The organism is Pseudomonas sp. KU26590, assembly GCF_026153515.1.
Lineage (GTDB): Bacteria > Pseudomonadota > Gammaproteobacteria > Pseudomonadales > Pseudomonadaceae > Aquipseudomonas.
On the sequence record NZ_CP110644.1, the window covers coordinates 4,460,790 to 4,473,714 of the forward strand.

9 protein-coding genes are annotated in these 12,925 nt (G+C 62.4%); 4 read left to right on the plus strand and 5 right to left on the minus strand.

From position 1 onward, the window contains the following. Window positions 1–24: 24 nt before the first annotated feature. The gene (gene yegS / locus OKW98_RS19885; RefSeq protein WP_265386303.1) at window positions 25–933 is read right to left on the minus strand and encodes a lipid kinase YegS; all 909 of its coding nucleotides are present in this window, start codon (window positions 931–933) and stop codon (window positions 25–27) included. Window positions 934–1,377: 444 nt separating this feature from the next. Between yegS and OKW98_RS19890 the strand changes: the two genes are divergently transcribed. Continuing rightward, window positions 1,378–2,829: a mannose-1-phosphate guanylyltransferase/mannose-6-phosphate isomerase gene (locus OKW98_RS19890; protein WP_265386304.1), complete on the plus strand. Its 1,452-nt coding sequence runs from the start codon at window positions 1,378–1,380 to the stop codon at window positions 2,827–2,829. A gap of 834 nt (window positions 2,830–3,663) precedes the next feature. Here the strand turns inward: OKW98_RS19890 and OKW98_RS19895 are convergent. Beyond that, the gene (locus tag OKW98_RS19895; RefSeq protein WP_265386305.1) at window positions 3,664–4,539 is read right to left on the minus strand and encodes a LysR family transcriptional regulator; all 876 of its coding nucleotides are present in this window, start codon (window positions 4,537–4,539) and stop codon (window positions 3,664–3,666) included. 150 nt (window positions 4,540–4,689) lie between these two features. Here OKW98_RS19895 and OKW98_RS19900 point away from each other — a divergent pair, with 150 nt between their 5' ends. Beyond that, window positions 4,690–6,219 carry an MFS transporter gene (locus OKW98_RS19900; RefSeq protein WP_265386306.1) on the plus strand — a complete coding sequence of 510 codons (1,530 nt, stop codon included), beginning with the start codon at window positions 4,690–4,692 and terminating at the stop codon, window positions 6,217–6,219. Window positions 6,220–6,244: 25 nt separating this feature from the next. On the opposite strand, the gene OKW98_RS19905 is transcribed toward OKW98_RS19900, so the two are convergent. Together OKW98_RS19905 and OKW98_RS19910 are read right to left on the minus strand one after the other, a co-directional pair. Then, complete coding sequence (locus tag OKW98_RS19905) at window positions 6,245–7,399, minus strand: glycerate kinase (RefSeq protein WP_265386307.1); 1,155 nt, start codon at window positions 7,397–7,399, stop codon at window positions 6,245–6,247. 117 nt (window positions 7,400–7,516) lie between these two features. Then, entirely contained in the window at window positions 7,517–8,602 is a 1,086-nt protein-coding gene (locus OKW98_RS19910; protein ID WP_265386308.1) for a sugar diacid recognition domain-containing protein, read from the minus strand. 189 nt (window positions 8,603–8,791) lie between these two features. Between OKW98_RS19910 and OKW98_RS19915 the strand changes: the two genes are divergently transcribed. Further along, entirely contained in the window at window positions 8,792–9,967 is a 1,176-nt protein-coding gene (locus OKW98_RS19915) for an alpha/beta fold hydrolase (protein ID WP_265386309.1), read from the plus strand. Between the two features lie 524 nt (window positions 9,968–10,491). Here the strand turns inward: OKW98_RS19915 and OKW98_RS19920 are convergent. Further along, the gene (locus tag OKW98_RS19920; RefSeq protein ID WP_265386310.1) at window positions 10,492–11,205 is read right to left on the minus strand and encodes a FadR/GntR family transcriptional regulator; all 714 of its coding nucleotides are present in this window, start codon (window positions 11,203–11,205) and stop codon (window positions 10,492–10,494) included. Between the two features lie 345 nt (window positions 11,206–11,550). Here OKW98_RS19920 and OKW98_RS19925 point away from each other — a divergent pair, with 345 nt between their 5' ends. Further along, the gene (locus tag OKW98_RS19925; protein WP_265386311.1) at window positions 11,551–12,900 is read left to right on the plus strand and encodes an MFS transporter; all 1,350 of its coding nucleotides are present in this window, start codon (window positions 11,551–11,553) and stop codon (window positions 12,898–12,900) included. Window positions 12,901–12,925: the final 25 nt, after the last annotated feature.

Below are 12,925 nucleotides of genomic sequence, written 5' to 3' on the forward strand. Positions count from 1 at the left end.
GGCTCATCTGACGGTTGTCAAAGCTCAGGCGAGCTGTCGCGTCTGCCCCAGCAACGGCGAATGCGACGGCAGGTGCACGCGCAGTGCACCTGCTCGCGCTTCAAAACGGGTTGCTTCGCCGCTCAGCGGTTCGCCGTCGAGGTTGATATTCAGGCCTTGCGCTGACTTGAGCTCCACCCAGGGCAGGCGCGCGCGGACGAACATGTTGTCCAGGCCAAGACCGCCTTCGAGCAGGCTCCTCAGCGTGCTCACCACCTCCTGGGGCGCCGGCAGAATACTGATGTCCAGCAGACCGTCGTCGGCCAGGGCTTCAGGGCACAACGGATGGCCGCCACCCGCCTGACGACCGTTGCCGATCCCCAACGCCAGCATCTCGCCCTTCCAGTGAAAGTCCGGGCCGGTGAATTCGCCGTAGGCGGCTTTCAACTCACTAAAGCGTGTGAGGCCGGTGAACAGATAGGCCGCACCGCCGAGGATCTTCTTCAGGTCTTCGGAAGTGTTGGCGGTGACCTGGCTGCCAAACCCGCCGGTGGCCATGTTGAGGAACATCTGGCCGCCCACTGCACCCATGTCGACGGGGCGCGCCGGTACGTCCAGCAGGTCGAGGGCCTGGTCGGGTTCCAGGGGCACGCCCGCCGAACGGGCAAAATCGTTGGCGGTGCCCAGCGGCATGATGACGAGGCTGGCGTCGACCTTCGACAGCGCCAGCGCCTCCGCCACGTCCCGCAACGTGCCATCGCCGCCACCAGCGATGATCTGCCGATGACCGGCGGCAAGCCCTTCACGCACCAGACGCTGGGCATCGCCTGCTTCCCATGTCACACGCACGTCCAGCTCCCAGCCATGTTTGCGCTTACGCCCCACCGCCTCGCGGACATCCTCATTGAGCGCCTGCTTGCCGTGAAGAATCAGTAATGCCCTGCGCGCTGTCATATCCCTTCCTTCTATCTGCACAATTTGATGCGTGATGTGTTGACCGCGGACGCTGCAAAAAAAGCCCGCCAAGGGGAAAATCTTTTAAACCGGCGTCCTCGATAAGAGATGCTGTCGAATTCATCCTGGCATGGCCGGAATGGGATGTCAGCGCGCCAAGTGATGGCTAAATGCCTTAAATGGCAAGGACTTACGCGTGTTGACCTTGCTCGCCGCCTGCGTGCAGCACCAACATGCATAGGGTCGGTGCCCCATAAATAGGGGACGAGAGGCGTTAATTCTGCGTTACAGCCCCTTGAAATGCACCGTAGGAAAGCGCCTAATCGACAAATAATTGGCTAATTTGACTGCGCCTCGCTGAAAAGTCATTAAATTGACTTTCAACGTGATGACCTGAAATGCAGCCCAGTCATTCATTCACGGATCGAAGAGGCGAGAAACCACATGCAACTGATTCCCTGCATTATTGCTGGCGGCGCCGGCACCCGGCTGTGGCCTGTTTCACGGGAGGCAATGCCCAAACCTTTCATGCGCTTGCCGGACGGTGAAAGCCTGCTGCAGAAGACGTTCAACCGCGCCAGCCAGCTGGACGGCGTCGAGAGCGTTCTCACCGTCACCAACAGGGAAGTGTATTTCCGCACCGTCGATGACTATCGGCTGCTGAACAAGCACCAGCTGGCGCTGGAGTTTCTACTCGAGCCGTTCGGCCGCAACACCGCCCCCGCCATCGCCGCCGCGGCGCTGCACGTTCAGGCGCGTTACGGTGATGACGCACAGCTGCTGATTCTGCCGGCGGACCAGTTGATCACCGACGTTGCCGCCTTCGAGAAGGCCGTGCAGAGCGCACGCAAACTGGCGGACGAGGGATGGCTGGTGACGTTCGGGCTGATCCCCTCCCGCGCCGAAACAGGTTTTGGCTACATCGAGAAAGGCCAGGCCCTCAGCAGCGAGGCCTATCAGGTCGCGCGCTTCGTTGAGAAACCCGATGCCGTCACCGCCCAGGACTATCTCGCAGGCGGTCTGCATTTGTGGAATGCCGGGATGTTCTGCATGCGCGTCGATGTGCTGCTGACCGAACTGGAACTTCACGCGCCGGACGTGCTGGCTGCGGTGCGCCATTGCCTGGTGCAGTGCAACACCAAGGAAGGCCGCAACGAGTTGCAGATCGAGCTGGACAGCACGACCTTCGCCCTGACCCCGGACATTTCCATCGACTACGCGTTGATGGAGCATTCGCAGAGGGTCGCGGTGGTGCCCTGCGAGATGGGCTGGAGCGATATCGGTTCGTGGCAGGCCATTCGCGAGCTGAGTCCAGCCGATGAAAATGGCAACCGATGCAACGGCGAGGTGGTGCTGCACGACGTGACCAACTGCTACATCGACTCGAAAAAGCGCCTGGTGGGTGGGGTGGGCCTGGACAACCTGATCATCATCGACACCCCGGACGCGTTGCTGATCGCCGACGCCGATCGCAGTCAGGAGGTCAAGATCATCGCCCAGGAGCTCAAGCGTCAGGGGCATCCGGCGTACCTGTTGCACAACACGGTCACTCGGCCATGGGGCACTTACACGGTGCTGGAGGAAGGCAAGCGCTTCAAGATCAAGCGCATCGTGGTGAAGCCGCAGGCCTCGTTGTCGCTGCAGATGCATCACCACCGCAGCGAGCACTGGATCGTGGTCAGCGGCATGGCGCGGGTTACCAATGGCGAAGATGAGTTTATGCTCGATACCAACGAATCGACGTTCATCAAGCCCGGGCACACCCATCGGCTGGTCAACCCGGGGGTGATTGATCTGGTGATGATCGAGGTGCAAAGCGGCGAGTATTTGGGGGAAGACGACATCGTGCGGTTTACCGATGTGTATGGGCGGGTGCCTGAAGCTGCGAAAGCTTAGGCGTGGCCTGATTAGATCAAGGGCGTCGGCCTAACGGCCTCGGTTTCGCCTTCGGCGAGTTACTTGGAAAAGCACCCCAAGTAACCAAAGGTGCTTGCTCTCGGTTTGGCCCGCCTTCGTCGGGTTCCCTCACTCCGACGACGCTCCGTGGGCCCGCGCCGAACGGACATCCATGTCCTAGCGGCGCTCTCGCGGCATCCATGCCGCTCGGCCCACTCCGTGTCGTCTGCGTTCGGCCTGCACCCAAGTCGCGATTTGCGGTGTTAGACCTATCGCGTAAGAAGATCAAGATCAAAATCTACAGCAGATCAAAGGCTTCCCGGCTAAAGCCGGTCCTACCAAGGCGCGGGGTGTCAGTTGATCGTTCCCACGCTCCGCGTGGGAATGCATTCCGTGACGCTCCGCGTCACCTCGCCGGCCTGAAGGCGCGTCTGCTGCGGGACGCAGAGCGTCCGGGGCTGCGTTACCACGCGGAGCGTGGGAACGATCAGGGATAGTGGCGGCGACCTCAACTGTAGGACCGGCTTCAGCCGGGAAGCTTCTGATCTGCTTTTGATCTTCGTACGCAAGAAGTCCAGACACCACAAGTCGCGACTTGGGTGCAGGCTGAACGCAGGTCTCGCGCAGTGGGCCGAGCCGCATGGATGCGGCGAGAGCGCCGTCAGGACATGGATGTCCGTTCGGCGCGGGCCCACGGAGCGAGACCGGAGTGAAGGAACCCGACGAAGTCGGGCCCAACCAAGAGCAGGCACTTTTGGTTACTTTTGGTGCTTTTCAAAAGTAACTCGCCGAAGGCGAAACAGTCTGCCCCCAGGCAGACGCTCTTGATCTTTTTTAGAGCGCCACCGCGCCCTTGACGTACTCAACAAACCTAACCACCGCCGGGGCCTTCTCGTGGCGTCGGTGGATCAGCGACAACGACGAGTTCGGCAGACAATCCTCAATCCGCCGATACACCACATTCGGCAAACGAATGTGATCAACCACCGACTCCGGCACCACCGCCACCCCCTGTCCGAGACTCACCAGCGCAATCACCGACACCAGCCCTCCCGGCTGCGGACCCAGTGTCGGCGCGAAGCCACCGTGGGCCGCTACTTCCAGCGTGCCGGAAATCTGCTCAGGCAGGATGAACGTCTCGTTCTGCAGGTTCACCGCATGGATGACCTTCAGCTTGCCCAGCCATGAACTGTCCGGAAGCGCCAGAGCAAACCCCTCGGTCAGCAGCTGCACGGAGTTGACGGAATCGGGTAGCTGCATGGGAGAGCGGATAAAACCCACGTCCAGTCGCCCCTCCTCGATCAGCCGCGGCAGCGTCGGCATCAGGTGCTCGTTGATGCTGAACTCCACCTCGGCATAGCACTGCCGAAACTGACTGACGTGGCGCTGCAACACCCCCGAAAATACCGCTGAGGCAACGTAGCCCAACTCGATCCTGCCGGCCTCGCCACGGCCGGCGCGCTGAACGTTGTATTGCGCGGTTTCAAACTGACGCACCGCCAGCTCAGCTTCGATCTGCAGCGCTCGCCCCGCTTCCGTCAGCCTGACCTCGCGCTGCTCACGCAGAAACAGTCGGGTGCCCAAGGCATTTTCCAGGTCCTGAATCTGTCGCGTCAGCGTGGGAGGCGCGATGCCCAGTTGCTCGGCGGCGCGGGTGAAATGCCGATGACGGGCAACGGCCAGAAAATAACGAAAATGGCGGATTTCCATGAAGCGTTACCTGACAGGTAATGAAAACGCGAGGTGCGGGTAACAGAGCATAGGGCATATCCGCTTACTCTGTTCCCACGCTGGTCAACCGCGCTCGCCTCTCACCGATGGGCGTTAGCCAGCACCTAATAACCGCCGGAGCCCAGATCCATGTCTCGACCCAGCCCCCGCATGACCCTGCTAACGGCCTCTGGCGTGTGCGCCTTGATCGTGCTCGACACCAATATCGTCGCCGTGACCCTGCCGAGCATCGCGCGCGACCTGGGCGCCGGCTTTGCCGACATCGAGTGGGTGGTCAGCGCCTACATGCTGGCCTTCGCCGCGCTGTTGCTGCCCGCGGGCAGCCTGGCTGATCGCTTTGGACGCAAGCGCATGCTGGTTACCGGGCTGGTGCTGTTCATCCTGGCGTCGCTGGGCTGTGGGGCAGCACCGGACATTCTGTTCCTCGACATTGCCCGGGCGATCAAGGGCGTCGGCGCGGCGCTGCTGCTGACCTCGGCGCTGGCGACCATCGGCCACGTTTTCCATGATGAAGCCGAGCGCGCCAAGGCCTGGGCGTTCTGGGGCGCGTGCATGGGCGTGGCCATGACCGCCGCGCCCACGGTCGGCGGGCTGATCGCCGATCTGGTCGGCTGGCGCTGGATTTTCTACCTCAACCTGCCGGTGGGCTTGGGCCTGCTGGTGATGGTCATGCGTAACATCGAGGAGTCGCGCAACGAGCAGTCGGCGCGTCTCGACCCTTGGGGCAGCCTGTTTTTCAGCGCCAGTCTGCTGAGCCTGATCTGGGGCCTGATCGAAGCCAACCGGATCGGCTGGGACCAACCGCTGACGTCCATGCGCCTGGCCGCTGGCGCGGTGTTGCTCGTGCTGTTCGTGATTGCCGAGCGTGTGCAACGTCGGCCGATGGTGGATTTGCAGTTGTTCACATACCCGCGTTTCATCGGCGCGCTGCTCGGCATGTTCGCCTACGCCGGTTGCGCCCAGGTGATGATGACGCTGCTGCCGTTTTACCTGCAGAGCGGCCTGGGCTTCAGCGCTATTGATTCGGGACTGGGCATGCTGCCGTTCGCGATCACCATGTTGTTGTTGCCGCGCTTCGGGCCGACGATCTCACGCCACCTTTCACCGTCCGCCATCATGGCCCTGGGCCTGACCCTCGTGGGCATCGGCAACCTGCTGTGCGCCTGGGCCACTGGGATTGGCGGGTACCCGGCGTTCGCCGCGGCAATGGCGGTGACCGGTGCGGGCGCAGGGTTGCTCAATGGAGACACGCAGAAAAACATCATGGCCTGCGTGCCCCGCGAACGCACCGGCATGGCGTCGGGGATGAGCACGACCATGCGTTTCAGCGCGATCATGCTGGCGATCGGCGTCTACGGCGCGCTGCTCGCCAGCCACACGCTGGGCTCGCTGAAAGACAGACTGGCGACCGTTGCACCCAAGCTCCTCGATCAGGCCGAGCACATCGCCTCACGGGTGGTGGCCGGCGACATGAACGCTGCGCTGCAAACGGTCGATGCCGGCGCGCGGGGAATGATTCAGCCGCTCGCCAGGGACGCCTTTGTCTCGGGCTTCGGCTCGGTGTTGTGGGTGTCGGGCGTAATCGCCTTGTTCGCGGCAGCGCTGGTGGGCACGTTGATGCGCAAGCCGATTCCGCTGATGCACCTGAAAACCGCCTGATTCACACGCTTGCGCCGGCGGGTCTTCAACCGGCAGCGAGGGCCCAGACCCGCGCCAGATCCCGCGCGCGGTCGTGGAGCAAGGTCGCGGCGTTGGCGCAGGCGAACTCCAGCGTCATTGGCCCGCTGGTCACGGCGAAGGCGGCGCTGATGCCGTGGGCATACAGGTCGGCGTAGCCCTCACCCAGTGTCCCGGCCAGGACAATGACCGGCACGTTTTTGCGCTGAGCCATCCGGGCGACGCCGAAGGGGGTTTTGCCGCGCAGGGTCTGGGCATCGAAGCGGCCCTCGCCGGTGATCACCAGGTCTGCACCCTCCAGCGCATCAGCCAGTCCGGTCAGGTCGGCCACCACCTCCACACCGGGGCGGAACGACGCATTCAGATAGGCCTTGGCGGCGAAGCCCATACCCCCTGCCGCGCCGCTGCCGGGGTATTCGCTCTCGTCGCGGCCTAGCGCCTGGGCTGAGTGCTCGGCGAAATGCCCCAGCGCTGCGTCCAGCGCCAGCACCTGTTCGGGCGACGCGCCCTTCTGCGGGCCGAAGATGTGCGAGGCGCCTTGCACGCCGCACAGGGGATTGTTGACGTCGGCGGCCACTTCGAACTGCACGCTGCTCAAGCGTGGGTCGAGCCCGGTCAGGTCGATGCGCGCCAGTTGCGCCAGGGCCAGGCCACCAGGCGCGAGGGGTCGATCGTCGCGGTCGAGGAAGCGCGCGCCCAGCGCCGAGAGCATGCCGGTGCCGGCATCATTGGTCGCGCTACCGCCGATGGCCAGAATCACGCGCTCGGCGCCGGCGTCCAGCGCGGCCTTGATCAGCTCGCCGGTGCCGAACGTGCTGGTGACCGTCGCGTCACGCTGTTCCAGGCTCAGCAGCTGCAAACCGCTGGCCATGGCCATTTCGATGATCGCCGTGCGCGTTTCCTCCAGCCAGCCCCACTGCGCCTGCACCGGTTGAGCGCCCTGAACTGCACCACCCAAGGGCCCGCTGACCTGATTGCTCATCCATTCACCATCGCAGGCCGCCAATACGGCTTCGATGGTGCCCTCCCCGCCATCGGCCATCGGGCACTCAACCAACTGGGCATCAGGCCAGACGTCGATGAGCCCGGCGGCGATGGCCTGGGCAACACTTTGGGCGCTGAGGCTGTCTTTGAACGAGTCCGGGGCGATGACGATTTTCATTGTTGCTCTCCTTGTCTGATGGCCGATCTTCGCACCGTGGGGGCGACTTTACCGCCTTGCGCTTGCACAACAGGCGGCTCTTTGGGTTGTTCAAACGAACAAAGCCGCGAAAGCCTCTTACTTGACCACCATCTGCGCGCCGAGGTACAGGCGCAGGAGGTCTTCGGTCCGGTAGGGATCGCAACCGGTCAGTTCGGTGATTTTCTCAAGCCGGTAACGCAGGCTGTTGCGATGGATGCCCAGCGCTTCGGCACAGGCCTGGCTTTCGCCGCTGTAGTCGAACCAGGCGCGCAGGGTGTCGAGCAGTTGAGTGTTGTCGTGCAAGCGTCTGATCGGCTCGGCGATGCCTTCGGCCAGCCAGTCGTGGCGGTTGCGCCAGAACAGCAGCGCGACGCGGTGGCTGGCCAGGCGCATCAGTTTGACGTCGGGCCGTAGCTGGCGTGCGTAATCGAGCAGGTCGCGGGCAGCGGTGCAAGCCGCGCGCAGGGAGGCCAGGTCCGACGAAGGTTCGACGGTTGCCATGCGTTGTACAGGCCAGCCTTGTTCGTCGAAAAGCGCCAGCAACACGGCGTCGTCTCGGTCCTTGCCCACTGCGCGGCACCAGTAAATCAAACCCGGCTCGCACGGCAGGCACCAGCTGTTGGCGTAACGGCCGAACAGCCACACACTCATCGCACCGGCATAGGTCGCGCCTTCAGGCAATTCGAGCAACACGGCCTGGCGGGGCAACTGCGGCTGCAAACCCAACTGCTCGGCTTCGGCGACCAGGTGGGCAGCGCTGTCGCCGAGCAAGATCCGCGACAGCAAATCTTCACTGCGTTGATGCCGCCACTCCTGATCGTCCTGCTGGCGTCGATGCTCCATGAGCATCTCGGCGGTCATCTTCACCAGCTCCGCGTAGACCCGCACGTCATCGGGCTCGCCGGTAATGCCGAGCACGCCGATCAGTTTCTGATCCAGCATCAACGGCAGATTCACCCCCGGCCGCACGCCGTCGAGCTGCCGGGCGGTGTGTGAATCGATCTCCACGACACGGCTGTTGGCGAGGACCAGCTGCGCCCCTTCATGCCGGGTGTACAACCGCTCCGCCTCGCCGCTGCCAATGATGATGCCCAGGTAATCCATGACATTGACGTTGCACGGCAAAATCGCCATCGCCCGGTCGACGATGTCCTGGGCGAGGGCGTGGTCAAGGGCGAACATGAGGGGTGTCTGCACAGCGAAGGGAATGAGGGTTCATACACATCAGGTCTTGTTTTTGTGGGTGGAGGGAGTCTGCCTGAATTTTTCCAAGACTTCTCGCGCCAGTCCTGAGTGCATCGATATCCAACGGCGAGAGGCCGTGGCAGAGTGCGACCATACCTTTATGGCCCTCTCGAGCAATGCCTACTTATGTTGAGAACCGCCGTCAAAAAGCTACACCGTCTCACCCTCCTCCTTTCCGCCCTGACCCTTCAGGCCTGCGCCTCAACCGAGGCGCCGTTGGGGCAGGCGAGTTTCGCCGACTATCGCCAGCAGACCATCGACTGGATGCAGGAGAACCGCACCTTTCAGACGACTGATCACCCGGCCGAGATCGAGTGGAATGCGCCTCGGGAATGGCGGCCTAAAGCGCCAGCCACACGGGGGATTTTGTTGGTCCATGGCCTCGGCGACTCCCCCTGGTCGTTCAATGACGTCGGCGAGGCGCTGGCGACGCAGGGGTTTCTGGTGCGCACGGTGTTGCTGCCGGGGCATGGCAGCAAGCCGGCGGACATGCTGGGGGTGACGCTCAAGCAGTGGCAGCAAGTGGTGCGCGAGCAGACGCAGCTTCTTGAGCGGGAGGTGCCGACGGTGTATCTGGGCGGGTTTTCGACCGGGGCGAATCTGGTGCTCGATTACGCCTACGAGCACCCGAATATCGCCGGCCTGGTGCTGTTCTCTCCGGCCTTCAAACCTGCGAACACCTACGCCTGGGTCACCCAATACATCGGCTGGTTTCGCCCCTGGCTGGCGAAGCCGGATGATGGCGTGCGCCCGATGCAGACGCCGGTCCGCTACCTGAACGTGCCCACCAACGGTTTCGCCCAGTTCTACCGCAGCGCGCTGCTGGCCCAGAAGCACCTCGCCAAAGCGGCCTACGACAAGCCGGTGTTTGTCGCCATCACCGAGCACGATTCGGTGCTGGACACCGGTTACGTGCTGGATACCTTCAATGCGCGCTTCACCCACCCGCTTAGCCGGCTGATCTGGTATGGCAACGACCCGGCTGCGGCGCAGAAAAACCCGAGGGTGTTGGTGCGCAACGACTTCCTGCCGGAATACCGCATCGCCCAGTTCTCGCACATGGGGCTGATGTTCTCACCTGCAAACCCTTTGTATGGGGTGAATGGCAGCCAGCGGATCTGCTGGAACGGGCAGTCATCCGCCGACATGCAGAAATGCCTGAATGCCGAGCCGCTGTGGTATTCCGATTGGGGCCATCGCGAACCGGGCAAGGTCTTCGCGCGGCTGACGTTCAATCCTTATTTCGAGTGGCAGTCGGGGGTGATGATGGAGGTTCTGGGGCATACACCGCCGAATCGATAAACCTGGCTTGTCAAACGCGCAGTCCTACAGGATGACTGCGTACTCACGGTAGGACCGGCTTCAGCCGGGAAGAGGCCAGCTTGAACACCCTAGGACTTGCGGTGCGACGCACGACGCCTTCCCGGCTAAAGCCGGTCCCACAGGATGACTGCGTTCAAATAGTGGGACCGGCTTCAGCCGGGAAGAGGCCAGTCTGAGCACCGTCAGATTTGTGGTGTGACTCCCGACGCCTTCCCGGCTAAAGCCGGTCCTACAGGGTGTAAGTATTTCGACCGTAGGACCGGCTTCAGCCGGGAAGAGGTCAGCTTGAGCACCCTCAGATCTGCGGTGCGACGCCCCACGCCTTCCCGGCTAAAGCCGATCCCACAGGATGACTGCGTTCAAATAGTGAGACCGGCTTCAGCCGGGAAGAGGCCGGTGTGAGTAACACAAATTTTGAGGTGTGACGCCAAATGCCTTCCCGGCTAAAGCCGGTCCCACTATTGGCCTCAGCATTCCCATTTGCTGCAAACCCATCACCCCCATTACTCAACCGGCGCTAGCCGCTCTCGGCTATTGCTCAGGTGAGTCCACATCGCTGCGCGGGCGGCGTCGGGGTCCTGGCGGCGGATGGCGGCGAGGATGGCTTCGTGTTCGAGGTTGGCCAGATACGCACTGTGGGTGAGGCTTGCCCCGGCCCGTTCGCTGGTGGCGATGCGGCTGCGGGGGATCACGGCGATGCCGAGGTTCTGCAGGATTTCCACGAAATAAGGATTGCCGGTGGCTTCCGCGATCAGCAGATGAAAGCGTCGGTCCGCTTCGACGCAACTGTCTTCCTTGGCCAGCAGGTCCTGATAATCATCCAGCGCGGCGCGCATCGCCTTGAGCTGTGATTGACTGCGGCGTTGTGCGGCCAAGGCGACGGCCTGGGTTTCCAGGCCCATGCGCAGCTCAATGATGTGCCGCACGCTGAACGCGGTTTCCACCTTCAGGTGCAGCCCGCTCTGCTCCGAACGCGCCAGCACGTAAGTGCCCTTGCCCTGATGGGTCTCGACCAGCCCGGACGCCTGCAGTTTGGAAATCGCCTCACGCACCACCGTACGGCTTACGCCATGCTCGCGGACAATCTCACTCTCCGACGGCAACTTGGCTCCCGGCGCAATGGTGCCCATCAGAATCCGCTGACTCAGGTCAGTGACCAGGTCCGTCGCCAGGCTGTGCTGGCGCCGCTTGGGTGGCAAAGGTCCGGTGCTATTCAAACGAGGTCGTCCTATAAGTGCTGAAAGAGCGGCGGCGACCAACGCCTGCCGCCCACTTGTATTTTCCTGACCGCCCACGGTTGAAGCACGCACCAAACCACTCGCTGGATACCCATCGCAAAACGGCCAGGAGCCCTGAAAACAGAGCCGCACAGCGGCACGCGCCCACTCATCCAACTTGTCAGACAGGCGAGCCTAGCCCGACGAAATACTTCCCGCAACCCCCGTAAATCCGGTTGCCATGACGATCATTACTTGTATGATGACTGGCAACAGGGCTACACACCTTGTCACACACAGCTTGCTTAATTACCCGCATAAAAATAATCAGTGGGAGTTACCAGAGTGAACACATCCTCATCACGGGCGGATGACGCCTCCGATTCCGTCCTGCAATCGGCGGTCTCGAAAGTCAAACGACACATCCTGCCGCTGTTCGTCATCATGTTCATCGTCAACTACATCGACCGGGTCAACATCGGCTTCGTGCGTAGTCACATGGAACATGACCTGGGTATCGGCGCGGCCGCCTACGGCTTCGGTGCCGGCCTGTTCTTCATCGCGTATGCGATGTTCGAAGTCCCCTCCAACATCCTCCTGCAAAAAGTCGGCGCGCGTATCTGGCTGACCCGGATCATGCTGACCTGGGGCATCGTGGCCGCCTGCATGGCGTTCATTCAGACCGAAACCCACTTCTACATCCTGCGCTTTTTGCTGGGCGTGGCCGAAGCCGGGTTCTTCCCCGGCGTGATCTACTACTTCACCCGCTGGTTGCCCGGCGTGGAGCGTGGCAAGGCAATCGCCATCTTCCTCAGCGGCTCGGCGTTCGCTTCGGTGATTTCAGGGCCGCTCTCAGGGCTGCTGTTGCAGATCGACGCGCTGGGCTTCCACGGCTGGCAGTGGATGTACTTCATCGAAGGCATGTTTTCCGTCGGCCTGTGCTTCTTCGTCTGGTTCTGGCTTGACTCCAAACCCCACGACGCCAAGTGGCTGACAGAGGCCGAGAAGGACGCGCTGGTCAACACCATCGACGCCGAGCAGAAGGCCCGCGAAGCGGCCAACCCGGTCAAGCTGTCCATCGGCAAATTGCTCAAGGACCCGCAGATCATCCTGTTCTGCCTGATGTATTTCTTCATCCAGCTGACGATCTACGCGGCGACGTTCTGGCTGCCGAGCATCATCAAGAAAATGGGCGACCTGAGCGATGTTCAGGTCGGCCTGTTCAACTCGATTCCGTGGTTCATCGCCATCGTCTGCATGTACGGTTTTGCCTCGCTGTCAGCTAAATGGAAACACCAGCAGGCGTGGGTCGCCGTGGCCTTGTTGATCGCCGCAGCCGGGATGTTCATGTCGACCACGGGCGGTCCGGTGTTCGCCTTCGTTGCCATCTGCTTTGCGGCGATGGGCTTCAAGTCGGCATCGTCGCTGTTCTGGCCGATCCCCCAAGGCTATCTGGATGCGCGGATCGCCGCCGGCGTCATCGCCTTGATCAACTCGGTAGGCAACCTCGGCGGCTTCGTCGCGCCGACCACCTTCGGCATCCTCGAACAGCAGACCGGTTCGATCCAGGGCGGCCTGTACGGCTTGACCGTGACCTCGATCATCGCCGCCATTCTGGTGTTCACCGTGCGCACCACGCCCAAGACCGGCGCGGTGCCGATCGCCAAAGTCGACGTGACGCCCAGCCACACTTGAGCCAAGCGATCCGAGCCTAAAGCTC